Annotated in this window: 18 protein-coding genes and 1 pseudogene; 12 read left to right on the forward strand and 7 right to left on the reverse strand. The window is 65.9% G+C overall.

Annotation, left to right across the window (positions count from 1 at the left end; genetic code table 11):
• A pseudogene (locus HMPREF3115_RS24980) lies at positions 1 to 593 on the reverse strand (hybrid sensor histidine kinase/response regulator); the annotation flags it as partial.
• A 562-nt stretch (positions 594 to 1155) separates the two neighbouring features.
• On the opposite strand from HMPREF3115_RS24980, the gene HMPREF3115_RS30210 reads away from it, so the two are divergent.
• Positions 1156 to 1590: a hypothetical protein gene (locus HMPREF3115_RS30210; protein ID WP_227747532.1), complete on the forward strand. Its 435-nt coding sequence runs from the start codon at positions 1156 to 1158 to the stop codon at positions 1588 to 1590.
• Positions 1591 to 1658: 68 nt separating this feature from the next.
• Here HMPREF3115_RS30210 and HMPREF3115_RS24990 read toward each other — a convergent pair whose 3' ends face one another.
• Together HMPREF3115_RS24990 and HMPREF3115_RS24995 are read right to left on the reverse strand one after the other, a co-directional pair.
• Entirely contained in the window at positions 1659 to 2414 is a 756-nt protein-coding gene (locus HMPREF3115_RS24990) for a YoaK family protein (protein WP_006406180.1), read from the reverse strand.
• Positions 2415 to 2554: 140 nt separating this feature from the next.
• On the reverse strand, positions 2555 to 3268 hold the full coding sequence (locus HMPREF3115_RS24995) for an IclR family transcriptional regulator (protein ID WP_006406181.1): 714 nt from the start codon (positions 3266 to 3268) through the stop codon (positions 2555 to 2557).
• 165 nt (positions 3269 to 3433) lie between these two features.
• On the opposite strand from HMPREF3115_RS24995, the gene HMPREF3115_RS25000 reads away from it, so the two are divergent.
• The 10 genes from HMPREF3115_RS25000 to HMPREF3115_RS25045 all read left to right on the forward strand — a co-directional run bounded on the left by HMPREF3115_RS25000 (position 3434) and on the right by HMPREF3115_RS25045 (position 14531).
• A complete protein-coding gene (locus HMPREF3115_RS25000) occupies positions 3434 to 4132 on the forward strand; it encodes an RraA family protein (RefSeq protein ID WP_070556527.1) in 699 nt (232 codons plus the stop codon).
• Positions 4132 to 5079 carry an NAD(P)-dependent oxidoreductase gene (locus HMPREF3115_RS25005; RefSeq protein ID WP_070556529.1) on the forward strand — a complete coding sequence of 316 codons (948 nt, stop codon included), beginning with the start codon at positions 4132 to 4134 and terminating at the stop codon, positions 5077 to 5079. Before HMPREF3115_RS25000 ends, HMPREF3115_RS25005 begins: the two co-directional genes overlap by 1 nt.
• Positions 5080 to 5101: 22 nt before the next feature.
• Positions 5102 to 6031, forward strand: coding sequence for an SMP-30/gluconolactonase/LRE family protein (locus tag HMPREF3115_RS25010; RefSeq protein WP_059938855.1), 930 nt, complete (start codon positions 5102 to 5104; stop codon positions 6029 to 6031).
• A gap of 87 nt (positions 6032 to 6118) precedes the next feature.
• Complete coding sequence (locus HMPREF3115_RS25015) at positions 6119 to 7498, forward strand: MFS transporter (RefSeq protein WP_070556531.1); 1380 nt, start codon at positions 6119 to 6121, stop codon at positions 7496 to 7498.
• A 43-nt stretch (positions 7499 to 7541) separates the two neighbouring features.
• Positions 7542 to 8693 carry a porin gene (locus HMPREF3115_RS25020; protein WP_070556533.1) on the forward strand — a complete coding sequence of 384 codons (1152 nt, stop codon included), beginning with the start codon at positions 7542 to 7544 and terminating at the stop codon, positions 8691 to 8693.
• A gap of 10 nt (positions 8694 to 8703) precedes the next feature.
• Positions 8704 to 9750: an amidohydrolase family protein gene (locus HMPREF3115_RS25025; RefSeq protein WP_070556535.1), complete on the forward strand. Its 1047-nt coding sequence runs from the start codon at positions 8704 to 8706 to the stop codon at positions 9748 to 9750.
• A complete protein-coding gene (locus HMPREF3115_RS25030) occupies positions 9747 to 11027 on the forward strand; it encodes an MFS transporter (RefSeq protein WP_053298321.1) in 1281 nt (426 codons plus the stop codon). The genes HMPREF3115_RS25025 and HMPREF3115_RS25030 overlap by 4 nt, the downstream gene beginning before the upstream one ends.
• Entirely contained in the window at positions 11024 to 12262 is a 1239-nt protein-coding gene (locus HMPREF3115_RS25035) for an MFS transporter (RefSeq protein ID WP_070556537.1), read from the forward strand. The genes HMPREF3115_RS25030 and HMPREF3115_RS25035 overlap by 4 nt, the downstream gene beginning before the upstream one ends.
• Positions 12263 to 12273: 11 nt before the next feature.
• On the forward strand, positions 12274 to 13596 hold the full coding sequence (locus HMPREF3115_RS25040) for an MFS transporter (protein WP_006406190.1): 1323 nt from the start codon (positions 12274 to 12276) through the stop codon (positions 13594 to 13596).
• A 2-nt stretch (positions 13597 to 13598) separates the two neighbouring features.
• On the forward strand, positions 13599 to 14531 hold the full coding sequence (locus tag HMPREF3115_RS25045; protein ID WP_070556539.1) for an amidohydrolase family protein: 933 nt from the start codon (positions 13599 to 13601) through the stop codon (positions 14529 to 14531).
• Positions 14532 to 14560: 29 nt separating this feature from the next.
• Here HMPREF3115_RS25045 and HMPREF3115_RS25050 read toward each other — a convergent pair whose 3' ends face one another.
• The 3 genes from HMPREF3115_RS25050 to HMPREF3115_RS25060 all read right to left on the reverse strand — a co-directional run bounded on the left by HMPREF3115_RS25050 (position 14561) and on the right by HMPREF3115_RS25060 (position 18066).
• Positions 14561 to 15637: a porin gene (locus HMPREF3115_RS25050; protein ID WP_070556541.1), complete on the reverse strand. Its 1077-nt coding sequence runs from the start codon at positions 15635 to 15637 to the stop codon at positions 14561 to 14563.
• A gap of 84 nt (positions 15638 to 15721) precedes the next feature.
• Positions 15722 to 16660 carry an alpha/beta hydrolase gene (locus HMPREF3115_RS25055; RefSeq protein WP_070556543.1) on the reverse strand — a complete coding sequence of 313 codons (939 nt, stop codon included), beginning with the start codon at positions 16658 to 16660 and terminating at the stop codon, positions 15722 to 15724.
• 41 nt (positions 16661 to 16701) lie between these two features.
• On the reverse strand, positions 16702 to 18066 hold the full coding sequence (locus HMPREF3115_RS25060) for an MFS transporter (RefSeq protein WP_070556544.1): 1365 nt from the start codon (positions 18064 to 18066) through the stop codon (positions 16702 to 16704).
• 252 nt (positions 18067 to 18318) lie between these two features.
• Between HMPREF3115_RS25060 and HMPREF3115_RS25065 the strand changes: the two genes are divergently transcribed.
• On the forward strand, positions 18319 to 18810 hold the full coding sequence (locus tag HMPREF3115_RS25065; RefSeq protein ID WP_223852637.1) for a MarR family winged helix-turn-helix transcriptional regulator: 492 nt from the start codon (positions 18319 to 18321) through the stop codon (positions 18808 to 18810).
• A gap of 409 nt (positions 18811 to 19219) precedes the next feature.
• Here the strand turns inward: HMPREF3115_RS25065 and HMPREF3115_RS25075 are convergent, their stop codons facing one another.
• Positions 19220 to 19678 (reverse strand): SRPBCC family protein, encoded by a 459-nt coding sequence (locus HMPREF3115_RS25075; RefSeq protein ID WP_070556546.1) that lies wholly within the window; start codon positions 19676 to 19678, stop codon positions 19220 to 19222.
• Between the last annotated feature and the right edge of the window lie 33 nt (positions 19679 to 19711).

Here is a 19711-nt window from a genome sequence, read left to right on the forward strand (position 1 = left end):
CGTTCGGCGTCCGACCGCAGCCGGCCGTGGCGCGCGATCGCGCGGTGCGCGAGCAGCGCGACGATGCCGGCGAGCGCGGCGATCGCGAGCAGCGTCGGCGCGAGTGCGCGTTGTGCGGCGTGTGTAGATAGCGCGGCGGCGACGACGCCCGGTACGGTCGCCGGCAGCACGAAGGCGAGCAGCGCGGGAGTCGACGGGCTGAAGTGCGGTGCGGCGGCCGTGACGACCGCGAGCGTCGCCATCGCGACGGCGACCTGCGCGTGCGCGTCGGCGACGGCGGCCGCGTGAAGGCCGGCCGATCCCCAGCCGATGCCGGCCGCGGCGCCGAACGCGACGCTGCACGCGATCGAAACGGTGCGATCGCCGGCGCGCATGGCCGAGCGCCGATCACGGTGCGCGACGATCGCGAGACCGGCCGCGCTGCCCGCGACGTAAGACGCCCACACGGCGCCGACGGTCGCGTCGAGACTGCCGAGCCGATGCAGCGCGCTCGCGAGCGCGACGGCCAGCAGCGCGGTGGCGACGACACTCGCCGTGGCCGCGTCGTGCGCGACGTCGGTCGAGTCGATGGAAAAGAGGCGGTGCGGGCGCATGGGGCTGCGCGCGTTCGTCGCGCGCGGGCGAGGCGGGCGGCGAACGATGTGCGCGGACAGTCGATCCTTTAGACAGAATAGTCGCCGCCGAGCCGATTCGTATGAAATGCGGTGAACCTTCACGCGGGATTGTTGCGCACCATACGGAGTCCGGAACGATGAATGAAGCATCGATACGCAATCGGCGGTCGACGGCGCCGATTCACATCCACGCATTGAAAATCGCGGCACGGATAGGCGACGTTTGTCTGCGCGGATGCAATCAGCCCGTTTGCCCGGACGCCGATCGTTCTCCGATTTCAGTTCGTCGAGCCGGCGTGCGTCCACGACTCCAGGCCGCCGAACATGTTGCGCCAACGATACGAGCGTCGGAAAATTTTCCAGACAACGGGATGCGGAGCGGACTCCGTTTGATTCGCTCAAGCCGCTGCGGCAGCCCTGCCGACGTCACGTCGCTACGCATGACGACCATGCAGGAACCGAAGCTGCTGCAATGGCCGGCCACTGTCGCGGGCCAGCGAACCGCTAGCGCCCGTGTAGGTTGCACCGACCAGGAGGACACGTGAAACGCTTCAATCCGGCGCCAGGAAGGCGCATGGCATGCAGGCCGGCAGCGAGCGCCATAGCGAGCGCTGTCGTGCTGGCGTCCTTTATCGCTGTCGCGTCAGCCCACGCGGAGCCGGTCGTCACGGGGCCGCTGAACGTCGATGGATCGCTCGTCGTCCTCGGGCCGGCGACGATCGACGGTTCGCTGACGGTGGCCGGCGACATCTCCGCTCGCGGCCCGATCACGGCAGCCTCGATCGAACGGAATCCCGCCGACGGTCACGCCATACGCAAACGCGGTGGAAACAATACATTCCATGGCCCGCTTACGGTGCATGGGCCGCTGACCGTATACGGCGATCTGGAAGTGCGTGGCCCGATCGCCGTTGGCGGCCCGCTCCACGCGGCTGGGGCTGTCGACGCCGAGGGTCCGGTTACGCAGCGACGTTGAGTACATCGGTGGGAAAAAAAGCGGCGACCGATCGCGTGGACCGCTGCGGCCATGCCGGCCGGCGACGGCTACCGTTTCGGCCAACGGCGTCGGGCCAGCATATCGTCGAAGATCGGAACGACAGCGAGGGTGACGAGGACAATGGCCAGCGGAACGCTGGACATGAAGCCGACGTGGCGGAAGCCGACCGCGCCTGCGAGCCCGCCGACGAGGAACGACAGCAGCAGCGATCCAAGCAGAAGGAGTTTCTGCCGGTCTGCGCGGACGAGATCCCGGTGCGTTGTTCCAAGGTTCCAATAAAGGAGCTTGCCGAGTTCGATTCCGATATCCGTTACCAGGCCGGTGACATGCGTCGTACGTATCTCCGCCTTCGAGATTTTCGTGATCATCGCGTTTTGCAGGCCCATCACGTAACAAAGCAGGCAGACGGTTGCCGGTACGAACAGCACCTGGTGCGTCTCGAGCCCCGATCCTAGAAGGCCGAAGAGCAGAAGCAGCGTCGCCTCGAGAATCAACGGCATTGCGTACTGGCTGCTCAGATGCCGGCGGCGGCCCCAATTGATCAGGATCGCCGACGTGGCGGCCCCGACGAGGAACGACAGCAACGAACTGAAGCCGGCCACGACGACGCCGATGTCGCCAAGCGCGAGGTTGTCGGCCATCGACGACACGATGCCGGACATGTGGGACGTGTACTGCCCGACAGCGAAGAATCCACCGGCGTTGGCCGCGCCCGCGACGAACGCCAGCGATCGGCCGAGACGGCGATTCGCGGCGTCGCTGCGTTCGGGGATAGTGAATGCGCGGAGATAATCGATGGGCACGGTTACCCTCAAAGTCGAGGAGTGAGCGGTCAGAGGTCGACGCCGACCGGCTGATCGTAGCATGCACGTCTCTGCGACTGCGGGAGTCTGACCTGGCGGATCTGTGCGAGCGATGATCAGAGTCTGCTGCCGTCCGCCATTCAACGCTTTCCGTAGATGTTCTCGCAGAACGCGGCACTCGCGCCCAGCTTCCGTGACAGATCGGCGGCCGCCTCCAGCTGCGGTCGATCCAGTTCGCCCGACTCGTGCGCGACGCTGAGCCGAGATGCAGGACCGGAAAGCGTCAGCGCCGCCATGAACTTGTCGCCGGCGCCGAAGATCGGCACCGCGAACGCTGCCGTGTGCACATCGCGCGCGCCCGCGGTAAAGAGGGGCAGTGCAGGCGGCTTGTCGTAGATCGGTTCGCCGAGTCCCCAGAAGCGAATCACGTGGCTGATCGCCGTATCGTCGAGCGGCAGCGCCGTCCCCGCGAGCCGCGTTTCACGCAGGCCTTCGGACGGCTCGACGCGAAACAGGCAAAGCCGCTGCCCGTTGTCGTGCACGTAGTACGATGCGCTTTCTTTCGTCAGCGCGGCCAGCGCATGCAGCGCCGGTTCAACGACCGTGGACAGATGGAAGGACTGCTCGTACAGCTTCCCAAGGTACAGCACGCGATGTCCGAGCGAATAGTTGCCGGATTGCGCGCGTACGACATAGCCCATTCGCTCCAGCGAATTCATCAAGCGATAGACCGTCGTCTTGTGCATGCCGGATGCCTGCGACAGCATCGCGAGCGACTGCGATTCGGCGCCGGGCTTGAAGCAGTCCAGCAGCGAAAGCGCCTTTTCCACAGCCACCACCCCGTCATTTCCCATTCCCTTTCTCCCGTCGACACTCGACCGGTATTGTACAGAGTAAAACGCTGATTTACCACGTAAAAGGGTAAACGCCAGTGCCGTCGTCGGCGCCAGATGGTTATAGTGATTTCACCACGTACACCAACGTTGTACATAGTACAACGCACAACTCGAGGTCGAATCATGAGCAAGCCATTCGTCAGCAGTTCTCCGATCAATCGCGACATCGAGCGCGTCCCGCCCGAACTCGTTCAGGCTGCCGCGCGCTATCAAGCTGCGATCCTGGCCGACGTCGCGGGCCGACGCGGCACGGTGCATGGCCGCGTGCGGCCGCTGTCGCCGAAGATGAAGGTCGCTGGCCCCGCGATCACGGTGGAAGTCCGTGCGGGCGATAACCTTGCGATCCATGCGGCGCTCGCCGTCGCGAAGCCGGGCGACGTCGTCGTGGTCGACGGCAAGGGCGACATCTCGTGCGCACTGCTCGGCGAAATCATGGCGACGCAGGCGAAGGCGACCGGCATCGCCGGCATCGTCATCGACGGCGCGGTGCGCGACGCACACGAACTGGCCAATGGCGACTATCCGATCTTCGCGGCCGGCCTCAATCCGTGCGGGCCGACCAAAAGCGTCGCAGGACGCGTGAATGCGCCGATCTCGCTGGGCGGCACGCCCGTCAATCCGGGCGACCTGGTGGTCGGCGATGCCGACGGCGTCGTCGTGATTGCGCGCGCCGACGTCGCGCGCATCGTCGATCTCGCGCAGAAAAAGCTCGACGTCGAAACCGCGCGTATCGCGGCGATCCACAAGGGCGACGTTCGTCCCGGATGGATCGAGAAAGAGCTGCGCGCAGCCGGCATGCTGGCCGAAGGCGAGGCACTGTGATGCAGACCGCTTCGCATAAGCCCGTGGTCCTCGTGACCGCCGCCGACCTTGCGCCGCAAGCGCTCGAGATGCTTGCGCCGTTCGACGTCGTGTTCGCCGGCAAGCAACCGACCGAAAGCGACATCGTGGCGATGTGCACCCGGCACAAGCCGGTCGCGATCATTGTCCGGTACGGGAAGATCAACGCGCGCATCATGGACGCCGCCGAAAACCTGCAGGTGATTTCGAAGCACGGCAGCGGCATCGACGTGATCGATCAGGACGCTGCCGCCGCACGCGGCATTGCGGTGCGCGCCGCGGTCGGCGCGAATGCGGCCGCCGTCGCCGAGCACGCGTGGGCGCTGATGCTCGCGTGCGCGAAGTCGGTTCCGCAGCTCGACAGCCGCATGCGCGCAGGCCATTGGGACAAGGCGACGCACAAGTCCGTCGAGCTCGACGGACGCACGCTCGGCCTCGTCGGGCTTGGCGCGATCGGCCGCCGCGTCGCCGCAATCGGCGCGGCGTTCGGCATGAAGGTTCTCGCATTCGATCCGTTCGTGAAGGAGGCGCCCGCCGGTGTGAAGCTCGTGCCGCTCGACACGCTGTACGCGGAGTCGGACGTCGTGTCGCTGCATTGTCCGCTGACGGCCGACAACCGCCGGATGCTCAACCGCGACGCGCTCGCGCGTTTCAAGCGTGGCGCGATTCTCGTCAATACCGCCCGTGGCGGCTTGATCGACGAAGCCGCGCTTGCCGACGCGCTCGCGAGCGGCCACTTGCGCGCGGCCGGGCTCGACAGCTTCGACGTCGAGCCGATGACGTCGCCGCACCCGTTCCAGCAGATCCCGAACGTGATTCTGTCTCCGCATGTCGGCGGCGTGAGCGACGCCGCGTACGTGAACATGGGGAAGGGCGCGGCCGCCAACGTGCTCGCGGTGCTGAACGAACGCGCGCACAGCGCGGCTTGAACTCCTGGACATCGAGGTACGCATGTTTTATCTGACGAGTCCCGACGTGCGCGCAGCTGAAGTATTCACGCGCATGCCCGAGAAGTTTCGCAAGCCGGACGTCCGCACCGAATGGGCGCGCGCGAACCGCGGCGGCATGGTCACGGATTCCTTTCTCGAAGGGCCGGTCTGGGATCCGGACGGCTATCTGTTCGTCACCGACATTCCGCACGGGCGCATCTTCCGCATTTCGCCGTCGGGCGACTGGGATCTCGTCGTCGAATACGACGGCGAGCCCAACGGGATGAAGCGCTTCGACGCCTCGCACCTGATCGTCACCGACTACCGGAACGGCCTGATGCTGGTCGATATCGAGCGCGGTGAAGTGCATCCGTACCTCGAGCGCCGCAACACCGAGCGCTTCAAGGGCGTGAACGACCTGACGTTCGACTCGGCCGGCAACCTCTATTTCACCGATCAGGGGCAGACGGGCCTTCACGATCCGACGGGCCGCGTGTATCGGCTGTCGCCCGACGGCAAGCTCGACATGCTGCTCGGCACCTGCCCGAGCCCGAACGGGCTCGTCCTGTCGCGCGACGAGAAAGTGCTGTTCGTCGCGATGACGCGCGGCAATGCCGTGTGGCGCATGCCGCTGCAGGCCGACGGCTCGGTCACCAAGGTCAGCCAGTTCTTCACGTCCTATGGACCGAGCGGCCCCGACGGCCTCACCGTCGATCTCGAAGGCCGCCTGTTCGTCGCGAATCCGGGGCTCGGCCGCGTATGGGTACTCAACCATTGCGCGGAGCCCGTCGAGATCCTGACCGGACCGAAAGGGGCGTCGCTCACGAGCGTGTGCTTCGGCGGGCCGGACATGAAGACGCTTTTCATCACCGAATCGACGTCCGGTTCCATCCTGAAGGCGGACATGAGCATTGCCGGCCCGCTGCCGAAACAGGCAGCGAAGAAGGACTGAGGCCCACGAGCCGGGAAGCCGCTCGTCGGCTTTCCGGCCCCTATACGGAAAAATCGCGCCGCCAGCCGCGCGAAGAAGGAGACAAGCATGACGATTTCGCATGCGCTGCGTGCCGGCGACGACGCGCCGCGCGCCGACGCGCGATCCGCGCAGCACCTGGCCGACGACGATTACGCGGCCAGCGAGCGCACGCTCGCGAAGGCGTTCCGGCGCATTCTGCCGTTCATCTTCGTCTGCTACGTGATCAGTTATCTCGACAGAACCAACGTCGGTTTTGCCGCGCTGACGATGAACAAGGATCTCGGTCTGACGGCCGAGCAGTTCGGTGTCGGTGCCGGCCTGTTCTTCATCGGCTATTTCCTGTTCGAGATTCCGAGCAACCTGATCATGCAGAAGGTCGGCGCGCGCGTGTGGATCGCGAGAATCATGATCACGTGGGGCCTGTTCTCGATGGCGACGGCGTTCGTCGTCGGACCGAAGAGCTTTGCGGCTGCGCGCTTTCTGCTCGGGCTCGCCGAGGCGGGCTTCACGCCCGGCATCTATCTGTATTTCACGCACTGGTTCCCCGGCAAGTGGCGCGCGAAGGTGACAGCCGCATTCCTCGTCGGCATTCCCGTCGCGAACATGATCGGCTCGCCGATTTCCGGCGCGCTGCTCGAACTCGGCGGCCTGCACGGACTGCGCAGCTGGCAGTGGCTGCTGCTGATCGAAGGCGTCCCCGCGGTGATGCTCGGCATCGCGTGCCTGTTCGTGCTGGCCGACCGTCCCGAGAAAGCTGCGTGGCTCAGCGACGAAGAGAAGGCATCGCTCGCGAAGCGCCTCGCTCTCGAGCAGCGTGACATCGGCGCGAAGCACGGCAGCAAACTGCGCGACGCGATGACGAACTGGCGCGTGTTCGTACTCGCGTTCATCAACTTCTGCGGGATCGTCGGCTCGCTCGGCGTCGGCCTGTGGATGCCGCAGATCATCAAGCAGTTCGGCGTCGATCACACGGTGGTCGGCTGGCTGACAGCCATTCCGTATGCAATCGGTGCCGTCGTGATGCTCTGGTGGGCGCGCATCGCCAATCGCGCGGCCAGTCGCGTTCCGTATGTCGCCGGCGCGCTGGCCGTCGCTGCCGTGGCGTTGTGCGCTAGCGCGTTCATTCATGCACCGGTGTTCAAGCTGTTCGCACTGTGCGTCACGGTGAGCGGGATCCTCGCGTTCCAGGCGACGTACTGGGCAATCCCGTCGGGATTCCTCACCGGCCGTGCCGCCGCGGGCGGGCTTGCGCTGATCGTGTCGGTCGGCAACCTCGGCGGCTTCGTCGGGCCGTCGATGATCGGCGCGCTCAAGCAATTCTCCGGCGGCTTCACCGTGCCGCTCTTCGCCGTGTCGGGTGTGCTGTTGCTCGGCGCACTGACGATTGCATGGCTCGGCGATCCGGGCTCGGGTGCCGGCGAAGCGCCCGCAGCCCGCAAGACGTGAATCTTGTTTCTCAGACCTACCCACAAAAAAGTTTGGAGACTCCATGTTGTCGAATCAGGCCAGCCAGAATGCCCGCCCGTCATCCCGCTTCGTGCTGGGCGCCGTCACCGTCGCGAGCGCGACCTTGTGGTGCGGCGCCGCGCATGCGCAAAGCAGCGTCACGCTGTACGGTATCGTCGACGTCGGGATCGAGCACATCAACAATACGAGTACGGGCGGCGCGCAGACGCGCGAAGCGTCGGGCAATCTGTCAGGCTCGCGCTGGGGATTGAAGGGCGTCGAAGATCTCGGCGGCGGCATGAAGGCGATTTTCCAGTTGGAAGACGGCTTCAACGTCAATGACGGCACGACCGCGCAGTCGACCAAAGGCCTCGGTCCGAACGCCGCCACGACGTCGCGGCTTTTCGGCCGGCAGGCATGGGTCGGACTGTCGTACCGAGGTCAGCAGCTGACGTTCGGCCGCCAGAACTCGCTCTTCTACGAGCAGGCCGTTGCGTTCGATCCGATGGGCGCGTCGTCGCGATACTCGATGCTGTCGCTCGACTACGCAGCGGCCGCGCGTATCGACAACTCGGCGAAGTACACGGGCGTGTTCGGGCCGTTGACTGCGCAGGCGATGTACAGCACGCGCTACGACACCGGGTACGGCTCGGAGGTGCCGGGTGCACAGCTCACCGGCCGCTTCTTCAGCGGCGCATTGACATTCGCACAAGGACCGTTCGCCGCCAGCCTGTCGTACGAGCAGCGCAACAGCAATACCGTCGCGACGAACACGGGCACCGAACGTCGCGCAACGGCTGCGGCGTCGTATGCGATCGGGCCGGTGAAAGGCTTCGTTGGCTATCGATATCTGCGTGCATCGAACGCGTTCCTGCCGGCGAACCCGATTCGCGTCGCGAACGGCGCCGAGGCCAGCGCGGCGAACCTGTACTGGGCCGGCGCGCAATACACGGTGTCGCCGGCGTTCGTGGTCACGGCAACGGCCTATTACCAGGACGTGCATTCGACGAGCGCCGATCCGTGGCTCGCCGTGCTCTGTGCAGACTATCTGCTGTCGAAGCGCACCGATATCTACGCGACGGCCGGTTTCGCGCGCAACAAGGGCGGCTCCGCGCTGGGCGTGAACGGCTACGGCACGGTCGCGCCCGATCACAACCAGACGGGCGTGGTGATCGGCATGCGCCAGAAGTTCTGAGGCGAGTGCGATGCAGATTGTTCACGCGCCCCATCTTCCCGTCAGGCCCGAGTGGCTCGCATTGCGCGACGAGCCGGTGCTCGAACCCGCGCTTGCCATCGTCGACGCCCATCATCACCTGTGGGACCGCCAGACCGGACGCTATCTCGCTGACGAGTTCGGCGCCGACGTGCGCAGCGGGCACCGGATCGTGTCGACGGTCTACGTGCAGTGCCGCTCGATGTTGCGTGAAAGCGGGCCGGATGCGTTCAAGCCGGTTGGCGAAGTGCAGTTCGCGAGCGGCATCGCCGCGATGTTCGACAGCGGCGCATACGGCCCGACGCGATGCTGCGACGCCATCGTCGGCGGCGCCGATCTGTCGCTCGGCGCGGAACTCGGGGCGGTGCTCGACACGATGCTGGAGGTGTCCGGCGGGCGGCTGCGCGGGATCCGCAATCCGCTCGCCTGGCATGCGAGCCCGGACGTGCGATCGAGCCCGGTGACGCCGCCGCGCGACCGGATGTCGGATCCGGCTTTCCGGCAAGGCGTGAGGACGCTTGCTCGCTACCGCTTGTCGCTGGACGCGTGGGTCTATCACACGCAGCTCGACGAACTGTACGAACTCGCGCGTGCATGCGAGGACGTCGTCGTCGTCATCGACCATTTCGGCGGGCCGCTCGGCGTGGGCCCGCACGCCGGGCGGCACGCGGAAGTTCATGCGCAGTGGAAACGGCAACTCGCGCGTCTGGCCGCGCTGCCGAACACGCGCATGAAGCTCGGCGGCGCGGGCATGACCGTGTTCGGTTTCGACTTCGCCGCGCGCGATCTGCCGCCGTCGTCGCAGGAACTCGCGTCGGCGTGGCAGCCGTATTTCGACACCTGCGTCGAATGCTTCGGCGTCGACCGCTGCATGTTCGAAAGCAACTTCCCCGTCGACAAGGGAATGTTCAGCTATCGCGTGCTGTGGAACGCCTTCAAACGACTCGCGTCCGCGATGTCGGCCGACGAAAAGGCCGCGCTGTTCAGCCGGACGGCCGCATCGACGTATCGCATCGCGATTCCCGGAGACAACCGATGAAGACGAATGCCACCGTGGCGACGCAGGACACCGAGTCCGCAGCCGCCGAACAAAGATTGACGCGCGTGACCGGTATCGAATGGCGTTCGCTGTCGCTCGCGGGGCTCGGCTGGACATTCGAGAGCTACGACTCGTTCCTGCTGTCGCTGCTGCTGCCGACGCTCGCGCTGCAGTTCGGGCTGAGCAAGGCGCAGCTGGGGATGTTCACGAGCGTGACGGCGGCCGGACAAATTGCCGGCGGCATTCTGTTCGGCTTCGTATCGGACCGGATCGGGCGCGTGCGCACCGCGCTGCTCTGCGTCGGCATCTACTCGCTGTTCTCCGGCCTGATCGCGTGTGCGCCCGACGCGCACTGGTTTGCCGCGCTGCGCTTTTTCGGCGCGCTCGGCATGGGCGGCACCTGGACCGCCGGCGCCGCGCTGATCGCGGAGACCTGGCATCCGAGCCGGCGCGGCAAGGGCGGCGCGCTGATGCAGATGGGCCTGCCGATCGGCGCGATCCTCGCGATCGCGATCTCTGGCATCGTCGGTGCCGCGCATGGCGGACTGGCCGGCGACAGCTGGCGTGTGCTGTTCCTGATCGGCGCATCGCCGTTCTTCATTCTGTTCTGGGTCGCGCGCAAGACGCCGGAATCGCCGATCTGGCTCGAACGCAGGCACGCGAAGTCGCAGGCTCGCCCGCTCGATGCGGCAAGTCGCGAGAAGCTGAACGTGCGCGGCCTGCTCACCGCGTTCTGCTTCATCTTCTTTCTGCAGTACCTCTACTGGGGCGTATTCACGTGGACGCCGACGTTCCTCGTCACGGTGAAGCATCTCGACTTCGTGCATAGCCTGACGTTCGTGCTGGCGCTGCAGTTCGGCGCGATCGCCGGGTTCCTGCTGTTCTCGGCATGGGTCGACCGGCTCGGCCGGCGGCCGATGTTCCTGGCCTACCTGCTGGTCGGTGCGCTGGCCGTCGGCGTGTACATCGTGTCGGCGAATCCGTTGCTGCTGATGACCGCGATCTTTCTGACCGGCTTCAGCGTGAACGGCATCTTCGCCGGCGCCGGTCCGTTCCTCGCGGAGATCATCGGCAACACGACATCGCGCGGGTTCTTCATGGGCCTCGCGTACAACGGCGGGCGGCTCGGCGGCTTCGTCGCGCCGTTGATCATCGGTGCGCTGGCGTCGACGTCGGGCGGTTTCGCGCTCGGGCTCGCGACGACGATCGTCGCGTTCATCGCCGCGGCCGCGGTCGTGCTGTTCGCGCCCGAAACGCGCGGCAAGGCGCTGTCATGAACGTGGCAACGCAAGCAGGGTGGGTGAGCAGGCTGTTTCCGGCGCTGTCGGAGGCATCGCTGCGGCGCTACCTGAGCGGGCAGGTCGCGTCGGTGCTCGGCAGCTGGACGCAGAACGTGACGCTCAATCTGCTGATCTATCACCTGTCCGGCTCGGCGGCGATTCTCGCGCTGCTCAACTTTCTGCTGTACGGGCCGCAGCTGATCGTCGCGCCAGTGGCGGGTTCGCGGATCGGCTCGGGCAATGCGCGCCGCGTGACGCTATGCGTGCTGATGACGTCGCTGCTGCTGACGGGCAGCCTGTTCACGTTGTCGCTGCTCGGCCTGCTCGGCGTGAAGCTGATCCTCGCGCATGCGCTCGCGATCGGCGTGTCGAGTGCGGTGGAAACGCCCGCGCGGCAGGTGCTGCTGCTGACGAGCCTGCAGGATGCGACACACACGTCCAACGCGGTCGCGATGAACACGATGGTCTACAACGTCGGCCGCATGGTGGGCCCGACCATTGCCGGATTCGTCTATCCGACGCTGGGGCCCAGGACGTCGTTTGCGATCTATGCGCTCGCGCTGTGCTTCATGGCGACATGCGTGCGGTCGATCCGCACCGCATCGGCGGGCCGCCCGACGCGCGCGGAGAGCGGCCTGCGCGACGCGGTCGGCTACGTGCTGTCCGATCCGTTCTCGGTCCGCTATCTGCCGATTCTCGCGTGCATCGGCCTGTTCGCCGGCAGCTACCAGACGCTCGTGCCGCTGCTCGCGGACCAGGGTTTTCACGACGCGGCGCGCTTTACCGGCGTGTTCTTCGCGTGCGCCGGCGCCGGCTCCCTGAGCGCGGCGGTGCTGCTGTCGTCGGCGTTCGGGCCGCGCGCGTCGTACCGGTTCATCGCGTATGCGCCGTGGACGGCAGTCGGCGCGCTGGCCGTGCTGGCCGCGACGACCGATGCGGCGAGCTCGATCCCCGCTTTCTATGCGCTCGGCTTCAGCCTCACGTTCGCGGCCACGTCGACGAACGCGACGATTCAGCGCCAGTGTCCGGACCACGTCCGCGGTGGACTCGTCGGGATGTACGGCATGGCCTACAACGGCACGATGCCGTTCGGTTATCTGCTGGTCGGAAGCGCGTCCGAGGCGCTCGGCGTGCGACACACCTTCGCGGCCATGGCCGCGGTGCTCGCGTGCGGCGTCATTGCGGTCATCGCATGGCAACGGTTCACAGGAACGCGCTCAGGCGCACAATAAACGGAGACAACATGCAAACGGGTTTCATGGAAGCGTCCGCGATCGAGCGTCGGACCATGCGAAAGGTCGTCTGGCGACTCATTCCCTTTTTGATGATCTGCTACCTGCTTGCCTTTATCGACCGGGGCAACGTGGGGATGGCGTCGCTGCAGATGAACCACGACCTCGGGATGTCGGCGACGGTGTTCGGCTTCGGCAGCAGCCTGTTCTTCATTTCGTACTTCTTTTTCGAAGTGCCGAGCAATCTTGCGCTGCAGAAGTACGGCGCGCGGATCTGGATTGCGCGGATCATGATCACGTGGGGCATCGTGTCGGCGGCGACCGCGCTCGTGCATAACGCGACGACGTTCTACGTGCTGCGCTTCCTGCTGGGCGCGGCCGAGGCCGGCTTCTTCCCCGGCGTGCTGCTTTATTTGTCGTACTGGATTCCATCGCAGTATCGTGCACGGATCGTCGCGACGTTCATGGTCGCGATTCCGGCCGCGAGCTTCATCGGCTCGCCGATCTCCGCGCTGCTGTTGCAGATGGACGGCGTGTGGGGCCTGCGTGGATGGCACTGGCTGTTCATCCTCGAAGGCATTCCGACCGTGCTGCTCGGCATCGCGTGCCTCTCCATGCTGACGAACAAGCCGGACGATGCGAAGTGGCTCGCCGTCGACGAGCGCGCGTGGCTATCGAGCGCACTTGCCGCCGGCCACAAAACGCATAAGAAGGTGCCGTCGCTGCCGCTCACGCAACTGTTCCGCAACCGCTACGTGCTGTGCCTCGCGCTCGTCGATACGTGCGCGTCCGCGGCAGGCAGCACGCTGTCCGTATGGCAGCCGCAGCTGCTGAAGTCGTTCGGCCTGACCGTGATGGAGACCGGCTTGCTGAATTCGGTGCCGTACGCGTTGGCGTCGGTCCTGATGGTCTACTGGGGCCGGCACTCGGACCGCGTCGGCGAACGGCGCTGGCACACGGTCGTACCGATGCTGCTGATCGGCGTAGGCCTGTTCGCGACGTCGCTGAGCGGATCGCTGCTGCCGACGATCTGCATGCTCTGCGCGGTGCTGGTCGGCGCGTATTCGTTCAAGGGTCCGTTCTGGGCGCTCGCGACCGACATGCTGTCCAACAGCACCGTGGCGGCGGGGCTCGCGACGGTCAACGCGATCGCGAACCTGCTCGGCGGCGGGCTGATGGTGAACGTGTACGGGTGGGTGAAGGCCGCGACGGGCAGCTACGCGCTCGCGTTGATGCCGCTTGCGATCCTCACGCTCGTGAGCGTCGCGACGCTGCTGCTGCTCACGCGCAATCATACGGGCGGAAAGCTGCTCGCCACGACGGAGACCCTCTGATCATGGCGCGGATAGCGAGGCGCGGTTTCCTGCGGATCGCTGGCGCGACGCTGGCTTCGGCTGCATTGCCGAGGCGCGCCGCTGCCGACGAAACATGGTCGGGCGGCATCGAACGGCCGGCGTTCCGGTTGCCCGAAGGGGCGATCGATTGTCATATGCACATCTACGACGATCGATTCCCGGTCGCGCCCGGCACGACGCTGCGGCCGCCGAATGCGACCGTCGCGCAATACCGGCGCCTGCAGACGCGTATCGGTGTGAAGCGCAACGTGGTCGTGACGCCGTCGACGTACGGAACGGACAATCGCTGCACGCTGGCGGCGATCGCGCAGTTCGGCGCCGACGCGCGCGGTGTCGCCGTCGTCGACAGCACCGTGACCGACGACGCATTGCGGACGCTCGATCGCGGCGGCATCCGTGCGATCCGGTTCAACCTGAGCTATCCGGGCGCGGCGACGCTCGACATGCTCGCGCCGCTCGCCGCGCGTATCGCGAACCTCGGATGGCATATCGAGCTGGTGGTTCAGGGTGCGCGGCTGCCGGAGCTGGAGCGGCATCTCGCGGTGCTGCCTTGTCCGCTCGTGATCGACCATATCGCGCATGTGCCGCAGCCGGGCGGGCTGGCGTCGGCCGCGTTCCGTACTGCGCAACGACTGGTGGATAAGGGCAATACGTGGATCACGTTGTCAGGGCCCTACGTGGACAGCAAGACGGGCGCACCTGCGTACGACGACGTCGCCCCGGTCGCGAAGGCGCTGATCGACATGGCGCCGGAGCGCATGCTTTGGGGCACCGACTGGCCGCATCCGACGCAGAAGACGGACAAGCCTGACGACGCGAGCATGCTGGACGTGATCGCGGGCTGGATCGGGCGTCCGGACTGGCAGCAACGGATATTCGTCACCAACCCTGCGGCGTTGTACGGATTTGCGTAGCGCGGGCAGGACGTCGACAGAGGAGCGACTCAGAACTTCGACCGCAATCCGACGCGCAGCGCGATTTGGTTTCGGCTCGTCGAATAGCCGACGTTGGTCGCGGGATTAACGATCAGGAAAATCCCGGCAGGCTGTTGGGACGAATTGCTATGGGCGACGTTCACGCTGGCATAGAGATCGGTGCGTTTCGACAGGAAGTAGTGAATCGCCGTGCTGAGCTGACTGACCTGCCCGTCCGGATAGTGGTTGTAGATGTAGCTGATGCCGGCGAACGTATCGACGGCGAACGACGTATCGATGCCCGCCTCGACGACGCTTGCCACAATCGACGGTGCGCCGCTTCCGCGCTGAATCCGGTTGTTCGTGTAGTTGCCGAAGACCGTGACCGGACCGACGCGATAGCGTGCGCCGATCCCCACGTTGCGCACCGCTGTACCGAGCAGCGCCGCTTCGGCGACCGACGCGCCCGTGCCGTTCGCGTTCGTATACGCCAACCCGATCGCGAAAGGGCCGTCGTTGTCGTACGCGAAACCGAAGCTGCTGAAACGCGGTGCGCCTGTCGTGCCGCCGAACGAGCCGGCGACGTTGCTGAAGCCGTACATCGCCCCGACGCTGGCACCCCGGAATTTTGGCGAAGCATATTTGACGGCGTTGTTCACCTGTTCGCCCGCAAGCCGGTCGACGTCGAGCCCATGTGCGGCGTAGACGCCGCCGAAGCGCGCGATCGCCGTATTGAACACGAGGTTGTCGACCATGAAGTCATACTGGCGGCCCAGCGTCAGCGTGCCGAAGCGGCCGGCCAGGCCGACCATGGCGGTACGGCCGAACATCGCGCCACCCTGGCCCAATGCGCCGTTCCCGAGGGTGAAGCCGTTCTCCAGCGTGAAGACCGCTTTCGTTCCGCCGCCCAGATCCTCCGCGCCCTGCAATCCCCAGCGATTCGCCTGTGCGATACCGGTGTCTTCCAGTATTGCCGAATGACCGCGCTGATTGCTGACCCACGTGATACCGGCATCGACGATGCCGTACAGCGTCAACGTGCTCTGCGCATGGACGAGCGAAACCGATGCCGTTGCGAGCGCGACGCTCGCCAGCGTTCTTTTCATGGTGTCTCCAACCAGTCAGGGTTGTGGTTCTACGCGATGCGCGGCTGCTGCCGATATGGGCGTGAGATGAGATGTGCGTCTGGCTTAACGCCGGGTAAGCCGCGTGACGCACCACGCCGCCACGTGCTGCATCGCACTGCGCGCGAGCGGCGTATCGAACTTCGTGAAGCCATGCGGCATCGCTTCGTAAAGATTCAAGGCGACGGTCGCACCGGCACGCGCGGCATGATCGGCGAAGCGCTCGACGTCGCTCAACATCACCTCGTTGGCGCCGACACACAGCAATACGTTTGCCGTTGCGTCGTACGGCGTGAACAGCGGTGCCGCGAGCGGATCGGCGGTCGAGCCGGCGTCGATATACAGCTCGATCATGCGGGCCCCCATCTCGCGCGTGGCGATGTCGCGCGCCGCGTTGACATACCACGACACGCTGTCCATGCGCAGATCCGCCATCGGACAAATGCCCACGATGCCGGCCGGCGCCGGGCACCTGTTGCGCCGAAGCCATTCCGGCAGCGTCAATGCGAGACAGCCGCCCGACGATTCGCCGACGACGACGAGCGACTGCGCGTCGTAGCCCTGATCGACCAGGCTGCGATAGACGGCGAGCATGTCGTTGCCTGCTGCGGGAAAGCGATGCTCGGGCGCCTGTCGATAGCCGATCGCCAGTACCGGCCGCCGCGTCAGTACCGCGAGCTCGATTGCGCTGCGGCGGCCAAGTGCGAGACTGCCTCGGACGAAGCCGCCGCCATGCAGAAACACGACGAGTTCGGATGACTCGCGATCCGCCACTCCGGCCGCGATGCGTTCGCACGGTACGCCTGCGATGTCGCACGGCGCGATGTCCAGGCCGGGCGCGTCGATCGAATAGGCATGCGTCGCGAGGATCGACGACGTCGCTGCGCGCATGGCGTCGGCCGATCGGGGCCCGGCGTACACGGTCGAGAAATCGCGATCGCCGAGCAGCGTGTCGACGAAACGGCGGTCGTCGTCGCCCGCGGCGAAGTATCGTATGGTCATCATCTGAATCGTCCTGAAGGCGTGGAATGGCGTGGGAGATGCGCTTATCGAATCTGTCGGGCAAGCGCTCGTCGCATTGCGATGAAGGCACCGGATGCGCTGACGACGACGACGATCGCAAGCGCCACGGCGAGCGCATGCCCGTCCATGCGGCCGCCTGCAATGTGGTCGCTGATTGCGCCGACAGCGAGCGGCCCGACTCCCGTGCCGACCACGTTGACGCCAAAGATGAAGCAGCCGATTACGCGCCCGCGCATCCGGTTCGGCACGCCCACTTGCAGCGGGATCGGCATCAACGACGTCGTCATGCTGATCAGGAACACCATCGCACCGTAACCGGCGAGCGAAACGGCGAACCGCGGAACCAGTGCGAGTACGATCGCCGCCGGAATCAGCAATGCGGTGACGCCGCTTGTGACGCGCATGACGCGAGCAACGATCTGGCTGTCGGCGACTCGCCCGACGAAGCACTGGCCCGACAGCGATCCCGCCAGTCCGCAGACGAGGAACATCGTGCCGAGCATCGGACCGAGCGACGCACCGGGGCCGAAGCCGTTGCGGACAGCGAAGGTCGGATACCAGGTCAGCACCGAGAAGAACGCAGCGAGAATGCACGCATACGCGCAGAAATAGCCGCGCAGATGTGGCGCATCTCGGGCCACGAACCGCGACACGTCGCCGAGGCTGACGCGCGCTTCGGGCAGCCGCATATCGTTGACGCGGCTCGGCTCGCGCACTCCCGCCAGTATCAGTAGCGCGAGTATCAGCGCTGGCACGCCGACGACGGTGAATACCGCCTGCCACGGCTGCAGATGACCGAGCCACGGCAGGTCGAGCCCGCCCGTGCGGCTGAAGTACCCAAGCAGGACGCCACCGGCCATCAACGATGCGCTGCCGCCGATGTACGGCGCGGCCGTGTAAATCGCCGTCGCACGCGGCAACTGGCGCGGCGGAAACTGGTCCGCAAAGATCGACAACGCCGCAGGCGAGCAGCCGGCTTCGGAGAGCGCAGTGACCGAGCGCACGGCGAGCAGCTGCACATAACTTCCCGCAAGTCCGGACGACGCGGTCGCGACGCTCCATAGCGCAATACAGCCGGCAGCGACCCGTACGCGGTTGCAGTGGTCGACAAGCCAGCCAAGCGGTATGCCGCCGATCGCAAAGCAGAGCGCGAACGCCAGGCCTTGCAGCAGCCCCACCTGGGTGTCCGACAGGCCGAGACTCTGACGTACCGGGTCGATCAACAGCGTGAGAATCTGGCGGTCGAGATAGGCGAGCGCGAATGCCGCCGAAAACAGCGCGACCGCGATCCAGCGGCGCAGCCCGGCGGACGCGCGCGCCGGCGCGGGCGCGTCGAAGCAAGGATCGGCGAGCGCAGCTTTGCGCGGAGAGTGGGATGGAGCAGGCATGACGTCTCCTGTTGCGGCGACGTCGTTCCAGGCGCCGCCATTTAGTTTCGTATGTAACGAGTATCGTGTCACGTGAAACTAAATGCAATGGCGCCCGGCTAGTGGTTTACGCGTGTCGCGCGCGTTGGGGCGCGGCATGGAGCGCACCGAGGCGCCGCTATACTGTCGTCAAACCGACCGATGCGGGCAAAACAGGAGCAAGCTTTGAAGACGCGCGTGCACAGCGAGGAAACGCATAAAGCGGAGACACTGATGAAACGGCTGGTGGCGGACGGGCAGCGCCCGGCCGTCAGCGCGTTTCCGCCCGACACCTATCGTTACGAACTCTCGCAGGTGCAGATTCTTTCGACGTTGCTCGGGCGCATCTATTCGAAACAGATGCTGCCGCTGCACGATTTGCCGCTGCTCGAATGGCGACTGCTGGAGGCGATCGGCGGCGCGCCCGGCATTACCGCGGCCGAGTTTGCGCAGTATTGGGTCTATGACAAGGTCGCCGTGAGCCGTGCATTGCGCACGCTGAAGACGCGCGGTTTCGTCGAATCGGCGCCTCATCCGACCGATGGCCGGCGTATCGAACTGCGTCTGACCGCTGCGGGACAGGCTGCGTATGAATCGCAGCTCGACGCGAAACATCGGCAGCTCGAAGCGCTCTCGTCGGTGCTCACGGACCAGGAGATGAGCGAATTTACGGCGCTCGCGCGCAAGCTGATCGATCACTTCAGACGCGTGGACGAGATGCTTTGACAGCCGGCGGGCGCTACCGCTTTCCGATGCGGCAACGTTTGGCCGATGACCTAGAGGCAAACTCGAGCGCGTAAGAACGCGTCGATTTGAGCCGGCGAAGATTCGCGATCCCGGTGGCGCGCGTCCACCATGTCCGCATCGACGATCACGGTCGGCACGCCTGCCTCTTCCAACGCGCGCGCAGTCGCGCGATCGCAAGCGTTCCGGAAGCGGCGGGGCGGCATCCCTTCGGCATCAGCCGCATCGCAGCGTCGATGCGATTTTCCTTTGCCTCGCGCACCGGCCACGCAGGCGCGTAGGGCGAGCGCTGGGGCTGTCGGCCTGCGGATGCAGTCGGAATGTGGCGCGATTATGGCGGGCGCCGCGCGCCGCGCAACGGCGGTACGGCAGCGTGCGGCGCGCGCCGGTGCTACGGCCGCGACGGCAGCGCTTCAGCCTCCGCCCAGCGCTTGAACGAATCGAGACGCCGGCGCGTGTGCACCAGATAGAACGCCGCGATCAGCGGCTCGAGCAGCCAGCGCAGCCAGGTCGGCTGCGCGCGGAAGCTGTAGGTGAATTTCACCTCGGTCGAGCCTGTCGTGCGTTCGGTGAAGTTCCAGATGCCGCTGAAGCGTTCGAGCACTTTCGGGCCATCGACCATTTCGATGGCCGCGACCTGCGGCGGCCGGTACGCCACGTAGCGCGACACCATCGTCGCGCCCGACTGGCTGCGGCAGAACGCGTCGACGCCGACCTCGACGGTCGTCTCGTCGAGCAGGTACGCGTCGGCGAGGAAGCTGTCCCATACGAGTCGCCGCCCGTAGTCCTGCGACCACGTGAAGAGGCGTCTGCGATCGACGCCGACGACGCGACTGACAGAGATTCTCATGACGGCGACCGAAACCGGATGGACGGGAAGGGA

This window comes from Burkholderia sp. HMSC10F09 (assembly GCF_001806955.1).
Taxonomy (GTDB): Bacteria; Pseudomonadota; Gammaproteobacteria; order Burkholderiales; family Burkholderiaceae; genus Burkholderia; species Burkholderia multivorans.